21 protein-coding genes and 1 pseudogene are annotated in these 23,669 nt (G+C 65.9%); 12 read left to right on the top strand and 10 right to left on the bottom strand.

Translation table 11 applies throughout. From position 1 onward, the window contains the following. Positions 1-164 precede the first annotated feature (164 nt). Both RND64_RS12605 and helR read left to right on the top strand, forming a co-directional pair. Positions 165-605, top strand: coding sequence for a universal stress protein (locus tag RND64_RS12605; protein WP_049698143.1), 441 nt, complete (start codon positions 165-167; stop codon positions 603-605). A gap of 278 nt (positions 606-883) precedes the next feature. After that, positions 884-3,070 (top strand): RNA polymerase recycling motor ATPase HelR, encoded by a 2,187-nt coding sequence (helR, locus tag RND64_RS12600; protein WP_049698142.1) that lies wholly within the window; start codon positions 884-886, stop codon positions 3,068-3,070. Between the two features lie 20 nt (positions 3,071-3,090). Here the strand turns inward: helR and RND64_RS12595 are convergent, their stop codons facing one another. From RND64_RS12595 to RND64_RS12580, 4 genes are all read right to left on the bottom strand, one after another. Then, positions 3,091-5,430 carry a HelD family protein gene (locus tag RND64_RS12595; RefSeq protein WP_049698141.1) on the bottom strand — a complete coding sequence of 780 codons (2,340 nt, stop codon included), beginning with the start codon at positions 5,428-5,430 and terminating at the stop codon, positions 3,091-3,093. Beyond that, positions 5,427-6,194 (bottom strand): hypothetical protein, encoded by a 768-nt coding sequence (locus RND64_RS12590; RefSeq protein ID WP_049698140.1) that lies wholly within the window; start codon positions 6,192-6,194, stop codon positions 5,427-5,429. The genes RND64_RS12595 and RND64_RS12590 overlap by 4 nt, the downstream gene beginning before the upstream one ends. Before the next feature lie 56 nt (positions 6,195-6,250). After that, positions 6,251-7,258, bottom strand: a complete 1,008-nt coding sequence (locus tag RND64_RS12585; RefSeq protein WP_049698139.1) for a DoxX family membrane protein — start codon at positions 7,256-7,258, stop codon at positions 6,251-6,253. Between the two features lie 200 nt (positions 7,259-7,458). After that, positions 7,459-8,145: an MBL fold metallo-hydrolase gene (locus RND64_RS12580; RefSeq protein WP_049698551.1), complete on the bottom strand. Its 687-nt coding sequence runs from the start codon at positions 8,143-8,145 to the stop codon at positions 7,459-7,461. Between the two features lie 290 nt (positions 8,146-8,435). Here RND64_RS12580 and uvrA point away from each other — a divergent pair, with 290 nt between their 5' ends. Next, positions 8,436-11,318, top strand: a complete 2,883-nt coding sequence (uvrA, locus tag RND64_RS12575) for an excinuclease ABC subunit UvrA (protein WP_049698138.1) — start codon at positions 8,436-8,438, stop codon at positions 11,316-11,318. A gap of 51 nt (positions 11,319-11,369) precedes the next feature. On the opposite strand, the gene RND64_RS12570 is transcribed toward uvrA, so the two are convergent. Next, positions 11,370-12,011: a LysE family transporter gene (locus tag RND64_RS12570; RefSeq protein WP_049698137.1), complete on the bottom strand. Its 642-nt coding sequence runs from the start codon at positions 12,009-12,011 to the stop codon at positions 11,370-11,372. A gap of 68 nt (positions 12,012-12,079) precedes the next feature. Between RND64_RS12570 and RND64_RS12565 the strand changes: the two genes are divergently transcribed. Beyond that, a complete protein-coding gene (locus RND64_RS12565; RefSeq protein WP_049698136.1) occupies positions 12,080-12,508 on the top strand; it encodes an Lrp/AsnC family transcriptional regulator in 429 nt (142 codons plus the stop codon). Between the two features lie 59 nt (positions 12,509-12,567). Here the strand turns inward: RND64_RS12565 and RND64_RS12560 are convergent, their stop codons facing one another. The 3 genes from RND64_RS12560 to RND64_RS12550 all read right to left on the bottom strand — a co-directional run bounded on the left by RND64_RS12560 (position 12,568) and on the right by RND64_RS12550 (position 13,960). Further along, positions 12,568-12,954: a hypothetical protein gene (locus RND64_RS12560; RefSeq protein WP_152930025.1), complete on the bottom strand. Its 387-nt coding sequence runs from the start codon at positions 12,952-12,954 to the stop codon at positions 12,568-12,570. A gap of 106 nt (positions 12,955-13,060) precedes the next feature. Continuing rightward, the gene (locus tag RND64_RS12555; RefSeq protein ID WP_005208919.1) at positions 13,061-13,360 is read right to left on the bottom strand and encodes a DUF1540 domain-containing protein; all 300 of its coding nucleotides are present in this window, start codon (positions 13,358-13,360) and stop codon (positions 13,061-13,063) included. Positions 13,361-13,519: 159 nt separating this feature from the next. Then, positions 13,520-13,960, bottom strand: a complete 441-nt coding sequence (locus tag RND64_RS12550; protein WP_005208917.1) for a DUF1844 domain-containing protein — start codon at positions 13,958-13,960, stop codon at positions 13,520-13,522. A gap of 261 nt (positions 13,961-14,221) precedes the next feature. Between RND64_RS12550 and infC the strand changes: the two are divergent. From infC to RND64_RS12530, 4 genes and pseudogenes are all read left to right on the top strand, one after another. Beyond that, positions 14,222-14,876, top strand: a pseudogene (gene infC, locus RND64_RS12545) (translation initiation factor IF-3). A 105-nt stretch (positions 14,877-14,981) separates the two neighbouring features. Then, entirely contained in the window at positions 14,982-15,176 is a 195-nt protein-coding gene (gene rpmI / locus RND64_RS12540) for a 50S ribosomal protein L35 (protein WP_005208912.1), read from the top strand. A 40-nt stretch (positions 15,177-15,216) separates the two neighbouring features. After that, positions 15,217-15,597, top strand: coding sequence for a 50S ribosomal protein L20 (gene rplT, locus RND64_RS12535; protein ID WP_049698135.1), 381 nt, complete (start codon positions 15,217-15,219; stop codon positions 15,595-15,597). Between the two features lie 55 nt (positions 15,598-15,652). Beyond that, positions 15,653-16,447: a TrmH family RNA methyltransferase gene (locus RND64_RS12530; protein WP_197494435.1), complete on the top strand. Its 795-nt coding sequence runs from the start codon at positions 15,653-15,655 to the stop codon at positions 16,445-16,447. Between the two features lie 13 nt (positions 16,448-16,460). Here RND64_RS12530 and RND64_RS12525 read toward each other — a convergent pair whose 3' ends face one another. After that, positions 16,461-16,919 carry an SRPBCC family protein gene (locus tag RND64_RS12525; RefSeq protein WP_049698134.1) on the bottom strand — a complete coding sequence of 153 codons (459 nt, stop codon included), beginning with the start codon at positions 16,917-16,919 and terminating at the stop codon, positions 16,461-16,463. Between the two features lie 112 nt (positions 16,920-17,031). Between RND64_RS12525 and RND64_RS12520 the strand changes: the two genes are divergently transcribed. From RND64_RS12520 to pheT, 3 genes are all read left to right on the top strand, one after another. Further along, the gene (locus tag RND64_RS12520; protein ID WP_331436053.1) at positions 17,032-18,342 is read left to right on the top strand and encodes an acyltransferase family protein; all 1,311 of its coding nucleotides are present in this window, start codon (positions 17,032-17,034) and stop codon (positions 18,340-18,342) included. Between the two features lie 193 nt (positions 18,343-18,535). Further along, positions 18,536-19,597, top strand: a complete 1,062-nt coding sequence (gene pheS / locus RND64_RS12515; RefSeq protein ID WP_049698132.1) for a phenylalanine--tRNA ligase subunit alpha — start codon at positions 18,536-18,538, stop codon at positions 19,595-19,597. A gap of 57 nt (positions 19,598-19,654) precedes the next feature. Next, complete coding sequence (pheT, locus tag RND64_RS12510; RefSeq protein WP_049698131.1) at positions 19,655-22,129, top strand: phenylalanine--tRNA ligase subunit beta; 2,475 nt, start codon at positions 19,655-19,657, stop codon at positions 22,127-22,129. A gap of 25 nt (positions 22,130-22,154) precedes the next feature. On the opposite strand, the gene RND64_RS12505 is transcribed toward pheT, so the two are convergent. Further along, positions 22,155-22,832, bottom strand: a complete 678-nt coding sequence (locus RND64_RS12505) for a DUF4386 domain-containing protein (RefSeq protein ID WP_049698130.1) — start codon at positions 22,830-22,832, stop codon at positions 22,155-22,157. Between the two features lie 125 nt (positions 22,833-22,957). Between RND64_RS12505 and RND64_RS12500 the strand changes: the two genes are divergently transcribed. After that, complete coding sequence (locus RND64_RS12500) at positions 22,958-23,656, top strand: TetR/AcrR family transcriptional regulator (protein ID WP_049698129.1); 699 nt, start codon at positions 22,958-22,960, stop codon at positions 23,654-23,656. The last annotated feature ends 13 nt before the right edge of the window (positions 23,657-23,669 follow it).

Raw genomic sequence — 23,669 nt, 5'->3', positions numbered from 1 at the left:
CCCATTGGGACGTTCGTCCCACTCGGGTGCGCGGTGTAGCGATCGCCGTGATCATCGGACAAATGTTGCGTGGCACACTATCCTGCCGATTCAGGTGACTCTAAAGTTGTCGTGATCGATGAAGTCCGCGAATGTGCGGAATCAGACATGTGTGGAGGTCAGGGATGGGCGCTTACCAGACGATCGTCGTCGGAACGGACGGATCGGAATCGTCGTTGAAGGCGGTCGATCGCGCGGGTGCGATCGCGGGCGATTCGAAATTGGTGATCGCATGTGCATATTTTCCGAACGATCGCGGCGCCGGTGAGGCTGCGGACGTCCTTAAAGACGAGGCTTATCAGGTGACCGGAAGTGCCCCGACCGACGAGATTCTGCGTCGGGCGAAGGAGCGGGCATCGAAGTCGGGGGGCACGCAGATCGTGGCACGCCCGGTGAAGGGCGCACCCGTGGATGCTCTGCTGCAGTTGGTCACCGATGTTCAAGCTGATCTTCTCGTCGTCGGCAATCGTGGACTGAATTCGATTGCGGGACGTCTGCTGGGTTCGGTGCCGGCCGACGTCGCGCGTAAGTCTGCGTGCGATGTGCTGATCGTGCACACCACCTAGTTCGCTTCTCCTCGAAACCAACAGCCGGGCAGACGGATTCGTCTGCCCAGCTGTTGCGCGTGTGCTGGTGGTTCGACGTATGCCGCCGTGATGAAAAGTCGTCGTGATGAAAGCCGTCGCGATGTGCTGTGGGGAGCGTGACTCCCGATCCGCCGTGGTCACTGCTGCGTCCCTGCCCTTTTCACTATAACGCGAGGTAGGGGCCTTGCCGCAAGGCCCCCATCCGGGTGCACAATCGGTGATTCCGCCCCCCGCCCAGCCTTTTTCGGAGTCGCCCAGTGCCCGCAGTGACCGACCATGTCTTCAATCTTCCGCCCGAGTCACCGAAATCCGTCCCGACTCGTATCGAGAGCGACGTGCGCCATTTCGAGGACACCACTGCATCCCTCGCCGGCACGGTCGATGCGCTCTCAGCCAGGCTCGACGCCGCGCGCAGGGCAGAGGGTGGAGGTGGGCAGCGCGCATCGGATCGCGACCTCGAGATTCATCAGTTGACCAGCCGTCTGCGGACGCTGCGTCGCTATGGCCTCGACCTGTGCATCGGCCGGATGACGCTGATCGACGAGCCTGACCCCGTCTACATCGGTCGCGTCGGGGTGACCGATCAGTCGGGCCGCCAACTGCTCGTCGACTGGCGGACCCCCGCCGCTGCTCCGTTCTTCAACGCGACCGCGGCGCAGCCGATGGGCGTGCGTTCCCGCAGACGCTACCGATGGACGCGCGGGCAGATCACCGACTACTGGGACGAAGTGTTCACCGCGGACGCCGCCGACGATGGGGTCTGGCTCGACGGCGATTCGGCGCTGCTCGCAGGCCTCTCCGCGAGCCGTTCGCCACGCATGCGTGACGTGTTGTCGACGATCCAGGCCGACCAGGACGCCATCATCCGCGCCGACTCGGCAGGCGCGCTGGTCGTCGACGGCGGCCCCGGCACCGGAAAGACCGTCGTCGCGCTGCATCGCGCCGCTTACCTGCTCTACTCCGACGCGCGGCTCACGCGCGGACGTCTGCTGATCGTCGGACCACACGAGCAGTACCTCTCGTATGTCGCCGATGTCTTGCCGAGTCTCGGTGAAGAAGGCGTGCAGACGTGCACGTTGCGCGATCTGGTCGCCGAGGGCGATACCGCGGTGCGAGAGGCCGACGATGTGGCGGCGGCACTGAAGTCGACGGCGGGGATGGTCGACGCGATCGAGACGGCGGTGCGGTGGTACGAGGAACCGCCGACGGAACCGCTTCTTGTCGAGACCGAGTGGGCGGATGTGACTCTGCGGCGGCGGGATTGGGCCGAAGCATTCGCGGCGCCCGAGGCCGGCATGCCACACAACGAGGCGCGCGGCGCGATCTGGCAATACCTGGCCGAGACGGTGCGGCGACGCATCGGCAACGATGACCTCGACCTGGACGACGTGCAGGAATCGTTGCGGCGCAACGACTCTCTTGCGGCGGCAGTGGGGCGCGCGTGGCCGATGCTCGACGCGACGGATCTCGTCGGCGACCTGTGGTCGGTTCCCGCGTTCCTCCGAATGTGTGCGCCGTGGTTGGCGCCGGATGACGTGCGACGGCTCCAGCGCGAGCGTCCGGATGCGTGGACCGACGCCGACCTCCCGCTTCTCGACGCCGCGCGCAACCGATTGGGAGACCGCAGTGCGGACGATCGGCGTCGCCGCCGGTCCGCCGCGCTGCGAGCCGAGCGCCGTCGTATGGACCTCGTCGTCGACGACCTCATGGCGTCGACGACCTACGACGACGGCGAGGGCCTGATGTCGATGCTTCGGCAGAAAGACCTGCGCGACGTTCTTGTCGACGATTCGGCCGCGCCGGACATCGAGCCCGGCACCTTCGACGGGCCGTTCGCGCACATCATCGTCGACGAGGCGCAGGAACTCACCCCGGCGCAGTGGCGAATGGTGCTGCGGCGCAACCCGTCCGGAAGCATCACGATCGTCGGCGACAGGGCGCAGGCGCGGGCGGGGTTCGCCGAGTCGTGGTCGGAACGGCTTCGCAGCGTCGGATGCCGGGACGTGCGCGTCGAGTCGTTGTTGATCAACTATCGAACGCCCGCCGAGGTCATGGAGGCGGCCGAGCCGGTGATCCGAGCTGCCATACCGGATGCCAACGTGCCGTCGTCGATCAGGGAATCGGGACTGCCCGTTCGACATGCCTCGCACGGTGACCGAGATGTGATCCTCGCCGAGTGGCTCGCGCGCAATGACGAGGGCGTCGCGTGTGTGATCGGTGATCCGGACTTCACCAGCACGGGCCGGGTGCGCGCACTCGATCCGATCACTGCGAAGGGCCTCGAGTTCGATCTGGTCGTGGTTGTCGAGTCCGAGGTCTTCGGCTCGGGGATCACCGGGGCCGTCGACCGCTACGTATCGATGACTCGTGCGACCCGCGAACTCGTCATCCTGCACCCCGAGGGCGACCATACGGGCGATCAGGATGAGCGATCAGGAGTGTGACGGGCGTCGTCGAAAGCCGTTCAGCGACGCGGCATGTCGTCGAGCTCTGTTGGCAGCGGGTCGGCGTTGACCACGACGAGGCGCTGCGTGCTGCGGGTCAGCGCGACGTAGAGATCGCTGTATCCGCGCGGCGACTGAGCGATGAGTGCGCTCGGTTCGACGACGACAGTCGTGTCGAACTCGAGCCCTTTACAGGTGGTGACCGTGTGGACGCGGGGGAGCTCGTCGACGCCGAGTGTCGTCGGGTCGAGGCCGGCGACCAACTGCGAGGTGGCGTCGAAGAGGCTGTCGGGCACCACGATTCCGGTCAGCCCGCGCAGTTCCGGTCGCGTGGCCTCCTCGATCGCAGTCGCGACGAGCTCGGCAGTTGACACCGAACGGGCATACGGATCGATTCCGTTGCTGCGCAACGAGGTCGGCGGTGTCAGTGAATCGCCGACGTGCGCCAGGACGCGCGCGGCGTAGGTCATGATCTCACTCGGCGTGCGGTAGTTGACGGTCAGCTCGCGCAACTGCCAACGGTTCGCGACGTAGGGTGTCAGTACCTCGCTCCACGACGTCGTGCCCGCAAGGTCGCCGGTCTGTGCGGTGTCGCCGATGATGGTCATCCACCGGTTCGGGATTCGGCGCATCACCATGCGCCACGCCATACCGGACAACTCCTGGGCTTCGTCGACGATGACGTGGCCGAATGTCCAGGTGCGGTCGTTGAAGGCGCGCTCCGCGGTGGTCGCGCGTTGTACGTCGGTCTGGCGCGCGGCGAGTTGCTCTGCGTCGATCAGGTCGTAGGCCATCAGGATCTCCGGGTCGAGTTCGTCCTCGAGATCCTGTGGTGCCGAGCCGGTGAGGATGTCGAGCGCATCCTGGGCGTCGGCGAGTTGTCGACGCCACCGCTCGCGTTCGGCACGTTCGGCCTCATCGGTGCCGTAGCCGACGAGTTCGGCCAGTTCGTCGAGCAACGGAACGTCGGCGGGAGTGAACTCGTCGCTCTCGCTGCCCTTTTCCGCTTTGCCGACTGGCCTGCGGCGTGCCCGGTGGAGCGCTGCGCGATCATCGTCGGACCAGCCCGGCGTGGCCTTGCGGATGGCGGCGGGGTCGTCGTAGAGGTCGCGGAGAACGTCCGTCGGAGTGAGCGTCGGCCAGAAGGCGAGCACCGCCTCACGGATATCCGGATCGCGACCCATGTCGTCGCGAATGTCCTTGAGGTCGGCGGGCGTGAGGAGTTGCGACCCGTCGAGCAGACTGGCGCCGATCGCCGCCGAGTGTCGGGCGGCGAGTGCGTCGAGTGCCGAGCGCAGGAATACCGGCTGCGCCTGGTTGTGCGCCCTGCGCGACCCGCGGGCCGCCGTACGCGCTGCCTTGACGAGTGCACTGTCGATTTCGACCCGGTAACCGTCGAAGTCCACGGATACCGGCTTGGTCGGCAGCGACTCGTGTGCCCGAACCGTGCGCTTGAGCACGTCGAGCATCTGTAAGCGCCCCTTGACCTCTCGGGTGCGTCGAGGTTCGTCGGCGGTCGCGGTGACGCCGGGGAAGAGCTCGCCGATCGTCGCGAGGAGCACTCCGGACTCACCGAGCGAAGGCAGCACCTGGCCGATGTAGTCGAGGAAGTCGCTGTTGGGGCCGATGATGAGGATTCCACTGCGCGAGAGGATGTCTCGATGTGTGTACAGCAAGTATGCGGCGCGGTGGAGCGCCACGGCGGTCTTGCCGGTGCCGGGGCCGCCCTGGATGACCGTGACGCCGCGGTGCGGTGACCGGATGATGAGGTCCTGCTCGCGCTGGATGGTCTCGACGATGTCGGTCATCTCGCCGGTACGTGCGGCGTTGAGGGCAGCTACGAGCGCGGACTCGTTGACCACGTCGCCGTGCGCTGACTCGTCGATCGAAGCCTCACCCGCGGTGAGGAATTCGTCGTTGACCTCACGGACGCCACGATTTCGCGTGCGGATGTGTCTGCGGCGAGCGACCTCTTCCGGCGCTGCAGGCGTTGCGAGGTAGAACGCTCGCGACAGGGGCGCCCGCCAGTCGAGAAGCAGTGTCGTGTCGCCGTCATCGTCGTCGAGGACTCCGATGCGTCCGATCCGCCGGGTTTCGCCGTCGTCGAGGTCGAGGCGGCCGAAATACAGATTGTGTTCGGCGGCATCGTATTTCGCGAGGTCGTCGACGTACATGCGTTCGTAGGACTCGCGTTCGGACAGCGCCTGCGGGGTTCCCGCGGACTCGCGCAGGGTTGCGGCGAGTCGACGACGGGTGTTGGCACGCATCCTGTCCAGACGCCCGTACACGGCGTCGAGGTGTGTCTGTTCCTCATCGATCCGGGGATCGGTGCGTTCGGTGTGTGTCGGCGAGGTACTCATCGGATCTCATCGTCGGGTTCGGCGTGCGTACCGAATGCGGTATGTGCGGTGCTGTCGGGATGGTGGGGTGCGGTGTCGCGGCTGAGGCCGTCGGGACGGCACTGTCCGCGGCTCTGGATGCGCCGTGTCAGATCCTTGCCCGCTGTCAGATCCTTGCCCGCGTCGGTGTCGCCGAGTCGCGCGCAGACGATCGCGGGCGGCTCCGCCAGCGACGGGTCGTCGAGCGCTTCCGCAAGGTGCGCGAGGACTGCGGACTGGGTCGAGAAGGGGAGCGGGGTCGAGCGTCGATCGGTGAGGATTCCGTGTCGTGATGCGTATATGGCGAACTCGCGCACCGGCATCGGTGAGCGGAGGGGAGCGGAGTCGACGTCGTCGAGGAGTTCACGCAGGGGATGAGAAGTCGTGGTCACTGTCAATCGATGGTAATTGGGTTCGGTGCGGTCGAGTGCGGCGAGTTGGTCGTTGTCGAGCCAGAACGCCGTCAGAGGTGTGTTGGCGCCGGGGGACGCGAAGGGAGCTGCCGGAATGTATCCGCGGGCCGACACGTGGCCGGAATACCCGACAGCGATACCGCTCACGACGACGCGGGCAGGACGGATGTCGACGCCGCCCACATCGGCGAGCTTTGTGGTCAGCACCGCGCGTGATGCGTTGGAACCGACGGCAACCATGAGCGTGCGACCTTCGTGGCGCATCTCCAGAGGGGCGTAGTCGGTGTCCGCGACCCACGGATAGTGCTGTGGCGGAAACGCGGCGGACCCCATGCGCCCGCTCGGAGTCTGTTCCGAAGGCGATGGGGTCCGCGCGTAGAGCGAAGGGGTCAGGACCGGGCCTTGCGCCAGCGCTTCTTGCTGTCGGCGACGGCTGCGTCGGCCTTGTCGCCTGCGGTCGACACCAGTTCCTTGGCCGACTCTGCGAGCTCTGCGGAACGCTCCCGCGCGGCTTCGGCGAGCTCTGCGGAGCGCTCCCGAGCGGCTTCTGCGATCTCGGGGGCGCGGTCGCGCACCTTGTCGGCAAATTCTGTGGAGCGCTCGCGTGCCGTCTCAGCGATCTCGGGGGCGCGGTCGCGCACCTTGTCGGCGAACTCCGCCGAACGCTCGCGGGCGTTTTCTGCGACGACGGGCGCACGGTCGCGCACCTTGTCGGCGAATTCCGCCGAACGCTCGCGGGCGTTTTCTGCGACGACGGGCGCACGATCGCGGAACTTCTCCGCGGCCTCGGCAGAACGCTCTCCCAACTTGTGCGCGTCCTGCTTGAGGAGACCTGCGGCCTCGCTGGACTTCTCACCGAGCGTCGACGCGGAATCCTGTGCGTGCTCGCGGATCGAATCCCACGCTGTGGTGCTCGCCTTCGCGCCGAGTGGCAGGGCCGCGAGTGCGGCGTCGGCCTTGCGTCGACCACGCCACGCGAGCGAGGGCTTGCCCTCGGTGTCGGCCGCCGAGATCAGCAGGCCGCCCATCAGGCTCAGGTTCTTCAGGAAGTGTGTGCGCTGCATACTCCGCGCAACCGGGTCCGACTCTTCCCAGAAGGGATGGCCGGCGAACGTCGTCGGTGCGAGGGAGCCCGCCAGAACGGCCGACGCGAAGCGTGGGAACTTGCCCGTCGCAAGGAGGACACCGCTCGCGAGTTGGATGCCGCCGTTCACTCGGACCAGCGTGACCGGATCGGTGGGGATGACGGAGGTGACCTCGTCCGGCAGCACACCGACGGTGCTCTCCACGAAGGGCTCCGCGATTTCTGCTCGCTTCTGCGGGTGTCGCAGGGCGTCATAGCCGGAGACGATGAACACCGATGCGAGCATCGGTCGGGCAATACGGCGGAGGATCATCTTGTTGACACGGTCCCTTCGGAAGTCACTGTGTTAGTCGGTCACTGTGCTTTTCGTTTACTGCGGCTCTTCGGTCACTGCGTTGGTCGATCACGCGTTGGACTGGGGTCGGCGGCGCTCTATCGAGGCTACCCGTCCGGTGTCGGGGCGCTCGGCGGAGTTGATGATCTGGCGCAAGTGTTGTGCGTGTAGGCCGATTCTCACCAGCCGCGTTCGCGCCATTCGTCCAGCGACGGGCGTTCGGTGCCGAGGGTCGTGTCCTTGCCGTGGCCGGGGTACACGACGGTCGAGTCGGGATAGCGCTCGAAGAGCTTGGTCTCGACGTCGTCGACGAGAGTGTCGAAGTCGCCTGGCGCCCAGGTCTTTCCGACGCCGCCCGGGAAGAGGGAATCGCCGGTGAACAGGTGGACGACGCCGCTTGCGGGATCGGTGAGTGCCAGCGCGATCGATCCGGGCGTGTGGCCGACGAGGTGGATTGCGTCAAAGGTCAGGTCGCCGACGGTCAGCACGTCGCCGTCGTCGAGGAGGATGTCGGGGGTCACGGGCAGTTCGGGAGCGTCGATCCTGCCGGCCGCGGTCGGCGCTCCCGTCGCTGACGCGACGTCGGCAAGTGCCTGCCAATGGTCGTAGTGCTGGTGCGTGGTGAAGATCGTGCGCGGGGTGCCGTCGAGTTCGTCGAGCACATCGCGAATGGTGTCCGCATCGTTGGCGGCGTCGATGATGAGTTGGTCGCCGGTCGCGACACTGGTGACGATGTAGACGTTGTTGTCCATGGGCCCAACGGAGATCTTCACGATCGAGGCGTTGCTCAGTGTGCGGCGCTGCGGGCCGGTCTCGGACAGATCGCCGGTGTATTCGTCGGTGATGGTGAGGTCGGACGAGGTCATGAACTCAGCGTAGCCACGCAGGTCGACGCGGTGGACGAGGATGGGAACACCTGGTGGGCCGCGTATCGTTGACAAGTGTTGTGACGCCGCCTGGAGACCGCCGGCTCGGCGTCGAGATTTCTTGTCGGTGGCTGCCGTTATGGTGAGCCGCGGACACGCCCAACGAGACAGACACGCCCAACGTGACATCGGTCGACGATCGGTGCCCAGCGGCGGCCGGATGCGCGGCGATCCCGCGCAGGGGCTGGCCAAGACGTATGGACCAGCCAAGACATGTGGATAGGACAGTAGTGGTTGATCGTTTGATCGTCCGTGGTGCCCGCGAACACAACCTTCGCGGTGTCGATGTTGATCTGCCCCGCGACAGCCTCATCGTGTTCACCGGACTCTCGGGTTCGGGGAAGTCGTCGCTGGCTTTCGACACGATCTTCGCCGAGGGCCAACGACGCTACGTGGAGTCGCTGTCTGCGTATGCGCGGCAGTTCCTCGGGCAGATGGACAAGCCCGACGTCGACTTCATCGAAGGACTCTCGCCCGCGGTGTCGATCGACCAGAAGTCGACGAACCGCAATCCTCGGTCGACGGTCGGCACGATCACCGAGGTCTACGACTACCTGCGCCTGCTCTACGCACGCGCCGGCGTCGCACACTGTCCGATCTGCGGTGCCGAGATCGCCAAGCAGACACCTCAGCAGATCGTCGATCAGGTGCTCGCCATGGACGAGGGCACCCGCTTTCAGGTCCTCGCGCCGGTCGTCCGCACTCGTAAGGGTGAGTTTGTCGACCTCTTCGCCGAACTGCAGACCCAGGGCTTCTCCCGTGCGCGCGTCGACGGCAAGATCCATTCGCTGACGGACCCGCCCAAGCTCAAGAAGCAGGAAAAGCACGACATCGACGTCGTCGTCGACCGGCTCGTCGTGAAGCCGAGCGCCAAGCAGCGTCTCACCGACTCGGTGGAGACGGCCCTGCGGCTTGCCGATGGCATTGTCGTCCTCGACTTCGTCGACATCGAGGAGAACGATCCCCACCGCGAACGTCGATTCTCCGAGCGCATGGCGTGCCCGAACGGACACCCGATCGCCATCGACGATCTCGAGCCGCGGTCGTTCTCCTTCAACTCGCCGTACGGCGCATGTCCCGAATGCGACGGCCTCGGGATTCGCAAGGAGGTCGACGAGGACCTCGTCGTGCCCGATCCTGACCTCTCACTCTCCGAGGGCGCCATCGCCCCCTGGTCGACCGGACACAACGCCGACTACTTCCTGCGACTCATGTCCGGTCTGGCCGACGAGATGGGATTCGACGTCGACACCCCGTGGAAGAAGTTGCCCGCCAAGGCGCGGAACGCGCTGCTCAACGGCAGCGAGCACCAGGTGCACGTCAAGTTCCGTAACCGGTACGGACGGACGCGCTCGTACTACACCGAGTTCGAGGGTGTCATGGCGTTCCTCAACCGCCGCATGGACCAGACCGAATCCGAACAGATGAAGGAACGGTACGAGGGGTACATGCGCGACGTTCCGTGCCCGGTCTGTCAGGGTGCGCGGTTGCGTCCGGAGATCCTCGCGGTGACGCTCGATCACCCCGAATACGGACCGAAATCGATCGCCGAGGTGTCGGCGCTGTCGGTGGCCGACGCCGCGGGCTACCTGGGCGGATTGAAGCTCGACAAACGCCAGGAGGCGATCGCCGGCCGCGTCCTCAAAGAGGTGCAGGCACGCATCACGTTCCTGCTCGACGTCGGACTCGACTATCTGTCGCTGTCCCGTGCCGCAGGGTCGCTGTCGGGTGGCGAGGCGCAGCGAATCCGTTTGGCCACTCAGATCGGTTCGGGTCTCGCCGGTGTCCTCTACGTCCTCGACGAACCGTCGATCGGACTGCACCAGCGCGACAATCGTCGACTGATCGACACCCTCACGCGACTGCGCGATCTGGGCAACACGCTGATCGTGGTCGAACACGACGAGGACACGATCCGCGCAGCCGATTGGATAGTCGATATCGGACCGCGCGCGGGCGAGCACGGCGGCAAGGTGGTGCACTCCGGTAGCTACAAGGATCTGCTGAAGAACCGCAAGTCGCTGACGGGCAACTACCTGTCCGGCCGCGAGACGCTTCCGGTCCCGCCCATCCGTCGGCCGATCAACAAGAACCGCCAACTCACCGTCGTGGGGGCGCGCGAGCACAACCTGCGCGGCATCGACGTCTCGTTTCCGCTCGGCGTGCTCACCGCTGTCACCGGGGTGTCCGGATCCGGAAAGTCGACGCTGGTCAACGACATCCTTGCGACGGTGCTCGCCAACAAGCTGAACGGTGCGCGTCAGGTACCGGGCAGGCACACTCGCGTGAACGGCCTCGGCAACCTCGACAAGCTCGTGCAGGTCGATCAGTCGCCGATCGGTCGGACACCGCGCTCGAATCCGGCGACCTACACAGGCGTCTTCGACAAGATCCGCACGCTGTTCGCAGCGACGACCGAAGCGAAGGTGCGCGGCTACCAGCCAGGACGGTTCTCGTTCAACGTCAAGGGCGGACGCTGCGAGGCGTGTCAGGGCGAGGGAACCATCAAGATCGAGATGAACTTCCTGCCTGACGTCTACGTTCCCTGCGAGGTGTGTCACGGTGCGCGGTACAACCGCGAGACCCTCGAGGTGCACTACAAGGGCAAGACCATCTCGGAGGTTCTCGACATGCCGATCGAGGAGGCCGCCGACTTCTTCGAGCCTGTCACCTCGATCCACCGCTACCTCAAGACGCTCGTCGACGTCGGCCTCGGATACGTCCGTCTCGGACAACCCGCACCGACACTCTCGGGCGGTGAGGCCCAGCGCGTCAAACTGGCCGCCGAACTGCAGAAGCGGTCGGCAGGCCGAACCGTCTACATCCTCGACGAGCCGACGACCGGCCTGCACTTCGAGGACATCAAGAAGCTCCTCGACGTGATCAACGGACTGGTCGACAAGGGCAACACGGTGATCGTGATCGAGCACAACCTCGACGTCATCAAGACTGCCGACTGGGTCATCGACATGGGACCAGAAGGTGGAACGGGCGGTGGCACGGTGATCGCCGAGGGGACTCCCGAAGACATTGCGGAGACACCGGGAAGCCACACCGGGAAGTTCCTCGCCGACGTGCTCGAGACAGGGGAGCCGGTCGCGACTGCCGGCTGATTCGTGTTTGCCCGCGGTCCCGATCAGCCGGTCTCGTCCAGCCGATCTGGTTCAGTGCAGTGATGCTGCGATCAGTGACACGCCCAGCAAAGCGACGACGGCGTTTCCGGCGATGATCGTGAGTCGACGGCCGCTGCCGGTTATCCGAGTACCGGCGGCCGCCCCGGCGATCGCCAGAACCGCCTGCCACAGCAGGGAACCGAGGCCGACCCCGGCCACGAATAGTGCTGCGCCGCAACCACTTATGTGGCCCCCGCTCGGCAAGGCGACAGCTGGTACGGCAATGGATGCGAAGTAGATGAGCGTCGCCGGATTCATCGCGGTCAACCCGACGAACATGAGGTAGCGGTGCCCCCTCGTCGACTGGGCACGGCTCGACGTCGACTGGGCACGGCTCGACGCCGAGTGTGCGCGGAATATGGCGTGCGCCGCCACGAGTAAGAGCACGCTGCCGCCGACGATGCCGGGATACGGGCCGAGACGGCTGATGAACGGTGCGATCGCCGCTCCGAACGTTGTGGCCGCGGCGGCGTAGACGGCGTCGACCGTCGCGACCCCGGCCGCGGCCTCGAGTGCACTGCGCACACCGCGCTCCGCTCCTTCGAGCATGAGCATCACACCGATCGCACCGAGCGGCATCGCAATACCGAAACCCGCCACGAGACCGAGTGTGAGTGCGTGGATCACCGACATCTGACCACCATCGACCGCGGTTGATGACGATGCCTAAAAGATGTCGCTTCGACTGATATCTTTTCGATGTGGACCCGATCGACCGACAGATCATAGAGGCACTTCGCCATGATGGTCGCGCATCGTTCAGTGCGCTCGGTCGGCTTGTGGGGCTTGGAACCAACAGTGCCGCAGCGCGGGTGCGACGCCTCGAGCGCGACGGTGTCATCCTCGGCTATCGCGCGGTGATCAGCACCGATGACGCACCGTCACCGGCCGGGATCGAAGCGTTCATCGACGTACGGCTGCACCCTGATCGCGACTCGGAGGAGTTCTTGCGGTGGGCGCAACGTGAGGCGATGGTGCGCGACGCGGTCCACGTGACCGGCCCTTACGACTACCTGCTGCAGGTATCGGTGGCCGACACCGCGGGACTCGACAGACTGCTTCGGCGGCTCAAGAGCGACGCCGGTGCCGCGCAGACCCAGACGCGCATCGCGCTGCGGCCGGATCACTGACTGGGTTCGCCGCCGGCGCGAGGTTCGCCGAGGCCGGGGGAGAAGAGTGGTGGGGAGTGTCAGTGCCCCATGGACTTTCGGATCTCGTCGAGCTTCTTCTTCGCGGCCTCGTCGCGCTTGCGCATCATGTCGTCGACGCCCTGGCCCTCGGGCGTGCCCTCAGCCAACTCCTGGGAACCGATCGCGGTCGAGATGCGCTTCTCGATCTTGTCGCGGACGAAATCGAAACTCGGCACACCTTGCTCGCTGTAGTCGGGATCGATGTGCCCGGGGCTCGAGATGGTCGTCGAGCCGGGAAAGCTGGATCCGGGAGAGGCGGTGTCGACGACTTCCGTATCCAGGACCTCGGCGTCGATGATCTCTCCGACGGGCTCTGTGCCGCCGGCCGAGGAGGTCGTCCGTGTCGGATCGGCCGGGTCGTGGTCGTGCGCACCTTCGGAGGTCATGGATTCAGGCTAGCCCGCATACGAAACGACGGACGCCGCGCTGGTCACAGAATGACCCGCACGACGTCCGTCGAGGGCTGCAGAGTGGTCTGGTGACGCGAAGCCGTCAGCGAGGGGAGTAGGTGAGGCAGTTCGCGGTGTCGGAACTCTCGCCTGCACCGATACGGACCGCAGTGGCCGTGCATTCGAGATTCGCGTTGTGCTCGCAGTCGACCCGCTGGCATGCACCGACCTGGGTGGAGACGCGGTCGAGGCCGCCGCGAGTTGTCAGGGGGATGAACGTCGCGCAGTCGGCAGTGCCGTTGGTTCCGCTGACGTTGATCGCGAACGCGTGGCAGCCGTCGTGGTTGTAGGAACACTCACTGACGGTGCATTCGGCGACATGTGGCATTTCGAGCGTGGCCATCGTGAACTCCTGGATCGAGGTTGGCGGGCGGGTATCTGCCCTGCCTTCCAATCTAGGTGAGTCCGTTGACCCTTTCCAGCAAGCAAAGGCTCGCCTGACCTGCTGAAACGTTAGGTAAGCGCTACCTACATCGCGGTGAATTCGCGGCCAACGAGAGCGTCACCGACGACGGTCTCGAACCGGTCCGGTGTACTTCTCGCCGGGGCCCTCGCCTGGCTCGTCCGGGTATGCGCTCGCGTCGCGGAACGCCAGTTGCAGTTGCTTGAGTCCGTCTCGGATGGGAGCGGCATGAACGCCGAGATCCGGTTTGGCTGCGTCGACGAGTCCGGCCAGTGCGGTGATGAGTTTTCGGGCCTCATCGAGATCGGCGTCGTCTTCGGATGCCCCCGGCGCCAGGCCGAGCTTCTCCGCCGACGCGCTCATCAGCATGACGATGGCCCGGGTCACGACCTCGATCGAGGGAATGTCGGCCATGTCACGGACGTTGTCATCATCGTCTGTGGAAGTAGTCACGTCCGGACGCGCGGAATCGTTGTTCGGAACGCCGGTGAGGTCGTCACCTGCATCGTCGCCCGAAGGCGAATAGGTGTTCTCGGGCATGACTGCTAGACTTCCATAGCACGACCGCCCCGGTTGGCGCCGGGGTCGCAAGTGGAGTTCCGCTCCCACCGCTACGACGCGTCGAATATGTGCGCTTGCCGCACACGCGATTCACGCAGTTGTACGGTCCGGTCCTGCCGATGGGCGTGGTCTTTCCACGCCGTCGGCGATGCGCATCCAATGGTGTGCAGACCGGTCGGTATCGGAGCCCTGACGATGGTGAACACCATCTCGGGGCTCTTCTGCTGAGAGCCCCTTTCCATGCGCGGCCACCGACCACTCCGCGACGGCCACCCCTGTCAGGTTTTATCAAGGAGGCCCCATCAGCACTGAGACCCGCATCAACGAGCGCATCCGCGTACCGGAGGTCCGACTCGTCGGACCGAATTCGGAGCAGGTGGGCATCGTGCGTGTTGAAGATGCGCTGCGCCTGGCCTACGAGGCCGACCTGGACTTGGTCGAGGTCGCACCCGACGCCCGTCCGCCGGTGTGCAAGATCATGGACTACGGCAAGTTCAAGTACGAAGCAGCGCAGAAGCAACGCGAGTCGCGTCGCAACCAGCAGTTGACCGTCATCAAGGAGCAGAAGCTCCGGCCGAAGATCGACGACCACGATTACGAGACCAAGAAGGGTCACGTCATCCGGTTCCTCGAGGCAGGCTCGAAGGTGAAGGTCACCATCATGTTCCGCGGCCGCGAGCAGTCGCGACCCGAACTCGGATACCGACTGCTGCAGCGCCTCGGAAACGACGTCGCCGATTACGGCTTCATCGAGACCTCGGCCAAGCAGGACGGCCGCAACATGACCATGGTCCTCGCCCCGCACAAGGGCGCGAAGACCCGCGTGAAAGCGCAGCAGACTCGTGACGACCGCGCGCCCCGCCAGCAGGGCGCCAAGGACGACACGGCCAGCTAAGCCGATGCGGTCCGTGAGAACGGACCGTCGGAGAACCACTGCGGACGCATACCGCACCCGACAACCGCGGGTGTGGCTTGCGTCCGCTCGAATGAAGGAAAGAACATGCCGAAGAGCAAGACCCACAAGGGCACAGCCAAGCGCTTCAAGGTGACCGGCAGCGGAAAGATCGTCCGCCAGAAGGCCAACCGTCGCCACCTCCTGGAGCACAAGTCCTCTCGCCGTACCCGTCGTCTCGACGGCATCGCCGTGGTGAGTGAGAACGACGCACCGCGTATCAAGCGACTGCTCAACCGCTGACGCACCCGACCACCACATCTGACGAACAAGAGGAACTGACATGGCACGCGTGAAAAGGGCTGTCAACGCCCAGAAGAAGCGTCGTTCGACGCTGGAGGCCTCCAAGGGATACCGCGGGCAGCGCTCGCGCCTGTACCGCAAGGCCAAGGAGCAGCAGCTCCACTCGATGACTTACGCCTACCGGGACCGTCGCGCCCGCAAGGGTGAGTTCCGCAAGCTGTGGATCGCGCGTATCAACGCTGCGTCCCGCGCCAACGACATCACCTACAACCGCTTCATCCAGGGCCTCAAGGCCGCGGGTGTCGAGGTTGACCGCAAGGTGCTCGCCGACATCGCCGTGACCGACCCGGAGGCCTTCACCGGCCTCGTCGAGGTTGCCCGCAAGGCACTGCCGGCCGACGTCAACGCTCCCGCAGCCTGAGCGTTCACATCGAACACGTCGCACACGACCCGCGAGTGATCACGGACATCATCTGATGGAGATCTTGTCCGAACGATCCTCGCGGGTCGTGTCGTATGCAAAGCTCCATCGGGCGTCGGTACGACGGTCCGAGGGAAGATTTCTCGTCGAAGGCGCCAATGCGGTTGCCGCCGCTCTGGAGAGTGGTCGGGCAGTGCAGATCCTGGTCCGCGAGAGTGACGCCGACCGGCACGCCGAGATCCTCGGCGCCGCATCCGGCGCAGGCGTCGACGTCGTCGGATTGTCGGATCGCGCCGCCGAAAAGCTTTCGGAAGCGACGACGCCGCCCGGAATCTTCGCTCTCGCCGAGCTCCTCGACGCGTCCCTCGACGACGTGCTGTCGTCCGGTCCGCGCCTACTGGCGGTGGCCGTCGAGCCGCGTGAACCAGGTAATGCCGGGACGCTGATCCGCACAGCCGACGCGATGGGCGCCGACGCCGTGCTGTTGCTCGGCGACGCGGTTGATCCGCACAACGGGAAGTGCGTACGCGCGAGCGCGGGCAGCGTCTTCCATCTGCCGATCGTTCGGGAACGAGACGTCGACGCGGCGCTGTCGTCGGTGAGGTCGGCGGGCATCACGATCCTGGCGACGTCGGCCGACGGTGAGCTCGTGCTCGACGACGCCTCAGACGTCCTCGCCGAGCCGACCGCCTGGCTGTTCGGCAACGAAGCCCACGGGTTGTCCGCACCACTCGCGCAGTCGGCCGACCACCGGGTGTCCATTCCGATCCGCGGTCGCGCCGAGAGCCTCAATCTCGCGTCGGCGGCGTCGATCTGTCTCTACGAGAGCGCACGAGTACAAGCCCGCTAGGTTGTAGCGCAGCTCACGCCTCGGCGATCACTTTGATCCTGGCGAGAGTGGCAGGAATTCCCTCAGCCGCCGCGACGAGGCGAATCCTCATCTGGTCATCGGCGTCGTCGCCGTACTTCTCGCGGAAGAATACTTCGCCGGTGTCAGAGAAGGCGGTGTACTCGGTGAGCCGTGTGCTGCCGTCGCCGACGGCTTCGACGCGATAGCCCCACCTCGTTCCGCTGGTTCCGATCGTCCATTCGAAGCGAGTGCCGGGCTCGTCGACGGTCACGGTCGAGACGGTCGACCACTCGCGGACCGGCGTGCGGTTGTGACCGGTGAAGGTCGCGCCCGCACCGCGTGCGGAACTGTCCCACTCACACGCGTGGCACTGTTCGCTCCACTCTCCGGTGCGTGTGACGTCGCTGATCAGCGCGTACACGTCCTCCGGGCTGCGCTCGACGACAACGGAATCTTCCAGTGTGTATCGCATGGGTGTCGAGTCTAGGGCGACGGGCGGCACCGGCTGATCGAGTTGAAACGCATACGCGTGCTGAGTAGTTGCACCCATGATCGAAAGGGCATGTCGGCGAAGACTTCTCGGAGTGCGAAACCACTCAACCCTGACTCCCTCTGTCGCAGAACTCGACGCGCTGACCGGCAACCGCGATCGCGTCGTCGATCTCATCCGACTCACCTCGCTGGTCGTCGTGATCGCCGGGCATTCGCTCATGCTGACGGTGTCCGTCGACGACGGTCGGCTCGTCCTCGGTAACACCCTCGCCGACGTTCCGCTTCTGCAACCGATGACCTGGCTGTTCCAGATCCTTCCGCTGTTCTTCTTCGCAGGCGCCGCGGCGTCGACCTACGGGTGGCGTCCAGGCACACGTCCCGGCCACTGGCTGTTGCGTCGGGTCCAGCGACTTCTGCGGCCGGTCGGGTGGTATCTCGTGGTCGTCCTGATTGTTTACGGGGTGTCGACGCTGGTCGGTGCCGCCGCCATCGCCGACGTCGTGGCGCGCCTGGGAGTTCAGTTGCTGTGGTTTCTCGGCGCCTACCTGTTGGTGCTCGCGGTGATGCCCATGCTCCAACGACTCTCGTCGCGCCGGGCTGTGCTGTCAGCTCTGGCGGCCGCGTGGCTGGTGACCGCGGTCGTCGACGCCCTTCGGATCGCCGTCGGTGCGTCGAACAACGTCGGTTACGTCAACTTTCTCAGCGTGTGGATCATCCCGGCGATCCTCGGCGTCGCGTATGCGAAACGCCTGTTCTCGATGGTCGAAGCCGCAGTGCTGTGCGTGACCGCTCTGGTCGTCGACATCGCGCTGGTGGCCCTCGGTCCGTACGAGATGTCGTTGGTGACCGTCCCCGGACAGCAACTGTCCAACATGAGTCCGCCGAGCCTGCTACTCGCTGGTCACACTGTGGTGCTGTGTGCGCTGGTCATCGCGTTGCGCGCGCCACTTGCACGAGTCGCCGCCCGCCCACGGGTCTGGTGGTGGGTCGTGCTCGGCAACCGAGGTGCGATGACGTTGTATCTGTGGCACCTTCCGGTGTTGGGTCTCATCATTGGCCTCTCCGCGCTGTGTGGATTGCATAGAGATCCCCACGCCCTGCTGTTCTGGCCGACGGTTCTCGCGACCACCGCATGCCTGCTCGCGCTGATGATCCCGGTGACCGGAGTGCTGCTCGTCCTGGAGAACCGTCCGGTGCCGTGGTGGGACGCGCAGGTCGTCGGTGGGTGGAGTGCACGACGCGACACCCTCATCGTGGGGCTCCTGGTCGTCGTCGGTGTGACGACGCTGCTCCTGGCCGGTTCGGGAATCGTCGCCGGCTGGATCTGGTTGGTGATCGGCGTCGCCGCCGCGATGGCCGCTCGATCACTGGGTCGAGCACCTGCGAGCTCCCGACGCTGCTGAGCCGGGCGGATCGTGGATGATCGATCGGCGCGGGTTCGTGGGGGCGTCGAGGTAGGGCCCCAGGACGGTCGACTAACCTTGACGAGGAAGTATCACGGCCTCTGACCGGCGCATTGCTGATCTGCTCTCGTCGTCGAGGTGGTCGTGATGGGTTCAGTCATCCGCACCAGCAAGCACTAGGAGACCGCCGACCGTGGCCAGCTCTGCCGACGATCAAGCGCAGCCAACGTTCCCCAGCACCGAGGAACTCGACGCCGCGGCCGACGCCGCCGCTGCGGCATTCGCTGCGGCCGCTGATCTCGATGCGCTCGCGGCCGCCAAGACCGCGCACCTCGGCGATCGTTCGCCGATAGCGCTCGCTCGTCGAGCTCTGGGTTCGCTGCCGAAGGACCAGCGATCCGAAGCAGGCAAACTGGTCAACCAGGTTCGTGGGCGGGTCAGTGCGGTCCTCGACGGCCGGACGGCGCAGCTGCAGGCCGAGCGCGACGCCGCGGTTCTCGTCTCCGAGTCGGTCGACGTCACGCTGCCGAGTCGTCGACGTCCCGGTGGAGCGCGCCATCCCATCACAGTGATCTCCGAGCAGGTCGCCGACGTTTTCGTCGGCATGGGCTGGGAGATCGCCGAGGGACCCGAGGTAGAAACCGAGCACTACAACTTCGACGCGCTGAACTTTCTCCCGGATCACCCTGCGCGGTCGATGCAGGACACCTTCTACATCGCACCCGAGGGATCACGTCAGGTGCTCCGGACCCACACGTCACCCGTGCAGGTGCGTTCGATGTTGTCGCGAGATCTCCCGATCTACGTGGCGTGCCCCGGCCGGACGTTCCGGACCGACGAGCTCGACGCCACACACACGCCGGTGTTCCATCAGATCGAGGGCCTCGCCGTCGACAAGGGACTGACGATGGCCAACCTGCGCGGCACGCTCGAGGCGTTCGCTCGCGCACTGTTCGGCCCCGAGACCACCACCCGCATGCGTGCGAGCTATTTCCCCTTCACCGAGCCGTCGGCCGAGGTCGACGTATGGTTTCCCGCCAAGAAGGGCGGCGCGGGCTGGGTCGAATGGGGTGGCTGCGGCATGGTCAACCCGAACGTGTTGCGCGCCAGCGGAATCGACCCCGACGTCTACTCAGGGTTCGCGTTCGGGATGGGACTCGAACGCACTCTGCAGTTCCGCAACGACATCTCGGACATGCGCGACATGGTGGAGGGCGACGTCCGCTTCAGCCTCCCGTTCGGCCCGGCGGCCTGAGCCGGTCGACGCCGCAACCCGCACCGATTCCACTCGATGAAAGAAGCTGATTGACCGATGCGTGCACCGCAGTCCTGGTACACCGAGGTACTCCGTGCCGGCGATCCGACCTGGTCGGCGACCACTGAGGAGATCGACGCGGGTTTCGTCCGTGTCGGTTTCGAGATCGAAGACATCGAGTCGTTCCCCGAGATCACCGGCCCGCTGGTGATCGGGCGCGTCGAGCACATCGAGGAACTGACCGAGTTCAAGAAGCCCATTCGCTTCTGCCAGGTCGAGGTGGGGGAGTCGGAACCCCGCGGAATCGTCTGTGGGGCACGCAATTTCGCGGAGGGCGACCTCATCGTTGCCGCTCTGCCCGGAACCGTGCTGCCGGGGCCGTTCGAGATCGCGTCCCGCAAGACGTACGGACACATCTCCGACGGCATGATCTGCTCGGTGTCCGAGCTCGGTATCGGCACCGATCACAGCGGCATCCTCGTCCTGGCGCCCGGCACCGCAGAGCCCGGCGCCGACGCCCGCGAGGTCCTCGGACTCGACGACGCCGCGATCGACGTCAACGTCACCCCTGACCGTGGCTACGCGTTCTCGATCCGCGGACTCGGCCGTGAGCTGGCGAGCAGCTTCACCGTGCCGTTCGTCGATCCCGGTACCTCCGTCCCCGCCATCTCGGTGTCCGACGGTGCGCCCTGGCCCGTGGCGATCGAGAAGGATTCCGGCGCAACCCGATACACCGCGCGCCTCATCGAGGGCGTCGACCCGACTGCCATATCGCCGTGGTGGATGCAGAAGCGATTGATGGTCGCCGGGGTCCGCCCGATCTCTGCGATCGTCGACGTCACCAATTACGTGATGCTCGAATTGGGACAGCCGCTGCACGCCTTCGACGCTGACAAGTTGTCCGGGACCATCACCGTCCGCAACGCGCGGTCGGGGGAGAAGCTGACAACGCTCGACGGCGTCGTTCGCGACCTCGATCCCGAGGACGTCGTCATCGCCGACGACAGTGGCCCCGTCGCGCTGGCAGGTGTCATGGGCGGCGAGAGCACCGAGGTGGGTCCGCAGACCACGCGTGTGCTGCTCGAGGCGGCGACCTTCGATCCCGTCCGTGTCTTCCGGACCGGAAAGCGTCACAAGCTCACGTCGGAGGCGAGCAAGCGGTTCGAGCGCGTCGTCGACCCGGAGATCACCGCCGCAGGTTCTGACCGCGGAGCCGGACTCATCGTCGAACTCGCGGGTGGTGCCATCGCGTCGCCACTGGCCGAGGAGCGGATATCGCTTCCGGCGACCGCGCCCATCACGATCTCTGCCGACGAGCCCGACCGCACGGCCGGGGTCACCTACCCGGCCGGCACCACCGCAGCTCGGCTCGTCGAGGTCGGGTGCACGGTCACCGGCACCGACCCGCTGACCGTCACGCCCCCGTCGTGGCGACCGGATCTGCGTCAGCGCGCCGACCTCGTCGAAGAAGTCTTGCGGCTCGAAGGCCTCGAAGACATTCCGGCCGTTCTTCCGTCTGCTCCGGGCGGACGCGGGCTGACGCCAACCCAGCGTCGACGCCGCAGCATCGGTCGCACGCTCGCGCTCGACGGTTACGTCGAGGTGCTGCCTTTCCCGTTCATGCCCGCGGGCGTCTTCGACACCTGGGACCTGTCCTCCGACGACGTTCGACGCCGCACGGTCAAGGTGCTCAACCCGCTCGAGTCCGACCGGCCGGAGCTGAACACGACGCTTCTGCCCGGGCTGTTCGAGATGGTCGCCCGGAATATTGCTCGCGGCCAGCGCGACCTGTCGCTGTACACGATCGGACAGGTCGTCTTGGCCACCGACCACATGCGCCCGGTGGCCGAACTCGACGTGACCCGACGCCCCACGGCCGAGGAGATCGCCCAACTCGACGACTCGCTACCCGCTCAGCCACTGCACGTCGCGGTTGCGCTGACCGGGCTGCGTGATCCGGCGGGCCCGTGGGGTCCCGGCAGGCCCGGTGACTATCTCGACGCCTTCGAGGCTGCTCGTGAGATCGGCGTCGCAGCCGGAGTCGACGTCACATTGGTGGCCGACACCTACGCGCCCTGGCATCCGGGTCGGTGCGCGGCCGTCGTCGTCGACGGTCGGGTCGTCGGACATGCCGGCGAGCTCCACCCCGCGGTGCTGGAACGTACAGGGCTGCCGAAGCGGATGTGCGCCGTCGAGATCGACGTCGACGCGTTGCCGCTCGACGCGACACTGCCAGCGCCGCACATCTCCGTGTTCCCGGCGGTGCTGCAGGACGTCGCCGTCGTCGTGTCGGACGGCGTGCCCGCGGCAGACGTCGAGGCGTTGCTGCGCGAGGGCGCCGGTGAGCTGCTCGACTCCATCGAGCTCTTCGATGTCTTCACCGGTGAGCAGGTCGGCGAGGGAAACAAATCGTTGACCTTCGCGCTGAAGTTCCGGGCAGGCGATCGGACCCTCACCGAAGACGAGGCGACCGCGGCGAAACTGGCTGCCGTGGCTCGCGCGACCGAGGGCGTCGGCGCGCGGCTTCGATAGCTCGGCACGTCGATAGCCGACCACGTCAGGCGACGGCGACCGGTGTGCTGTTCGACGCCTCGCTGTGCTCTCGCACGCCACGCGCGGTCAGCCAGACGCCCAGCGCGAGTTCCCATAGCGCGATGGGGGCGGCGGCGAGCGCGCCGATCGGCGACACCTGTGACACGAGGCCGAGGATTGTCGCGGTCGCCGACGCGAGCAGGAGCGGCGCGCCGATGATCCCGAGTGCGGGAATGGCACGTGGAACCAGTCGGTTCGCGTACAGCACCGGAGCCAGCAGGAGTGCATTGACTGCCGGTAGTAGGCCGGGTCCTAGGAGGAACGCGCCATCGTGAAGTGCGACGAGCGCGTCGTCGACTCCTGACGATGTACCGGGCGCATCCCGGACCGTGACGAGTGCCAGTACCGCAACCACTCCCATCACCACGAGCGTCGCCTCGACGGTTCGCGACGCGACGAAACCTCGTGCGCGGGCGTCGCTGTGGCGTCGAATGATGGGGTAGAGCGCAATGGCGGTGCCGACGCAGCTCACGGCGAGGATGACCTCCAGCACGCATCCGAACTGGGCAGCGGCCCCCGAAGCGTCGGGATCGCCGTCGAGAAAGGGTTTCTTGAGAGCGAGAGCCGGAAGCGACGTCGCGAAGGTGACGAGGTACCAGATACCGGCCCACCGCGCCCGGGCTCGCTCGTTCGATTCGACCATGCGAGTTCTCCTGCCTGTGGCCTTGGTGCGCGTGACGCGTGCTGAGTCAGTGGTGTATGTCGTACACCCCGCCTACCGTAGGTGTACTACGTACACCCGGTCAAGGCTTCGCTAGGGTTTCGGGTATGTCGGATGACTCAGCTCAGCGAGTTCCGCTCAACCGGGATCGCGTACTCGGCTGTGCCGTCCGTCTTGCCGACAGAGACGGATTCGACGCGGTCACCATGCGCGCGCTTGCGACCGAGCTCGACGTGGTGCCCATGGCGCTGTACAAACATGTGGCCAACAAGAGCGACCTGGTCGACGGAATGATCGATGTCGTCGTCGACTCCTACCCCGCGTCCTCCGCGCAGGGCTGGCGCAGGTCGGTGCGCTCGCGAATACTCGCCGCACGGCGCGTGTACCAAGCGCACCCGTGGATGCGCACAGCGATCGAATCCCGTGACACTCCTACGCCGGGCGCGCTCGCGTACATGGATTCCCTGGCGGCGGAGTTCATCGACGGAGGCATCGCAATCGATCTGACCCACCACGCCATGCACGTAGTCGGGCCACGGATCTGGGGCTTCACGGCGGAAGTGTTCACCGGTAGTGCCGCGCCGCCTGCCGACCTCGGTCCGGCGGCGCAGGCGGCAGCGGAGGCCGAATTCGCGAAACGATATCCCGCAGTGACGGCGATCGCCCTCGATGCTCGCGCACGTACGGGGCCCGCTGGCTGCGACGACGACTTCGAGTTCGAGTTCGCGGTGGATCTGATTCTCGAGGCCGTCGAACGACTACACGACGCCGGTTGGGAATCTACTTCGCTGCGCCCGCCGACCTAGTTCCGTATTGATT

It is taken from the genome of Gordonia sp. w5E2 (genome assembly GCF_036540975.1).
Taxonomy (GTDB): domain Bacteria; phylum Actinomycetota; class Actinomycetes; order Mycobacteriales; family Mycobacteriaceae; genus Gordonia; species Gordonia jacobaea.
Note: the sequence above shows the minus strand (reverse complement) of the source record. Positions and strands in the feature narration are given on the sequence as shown.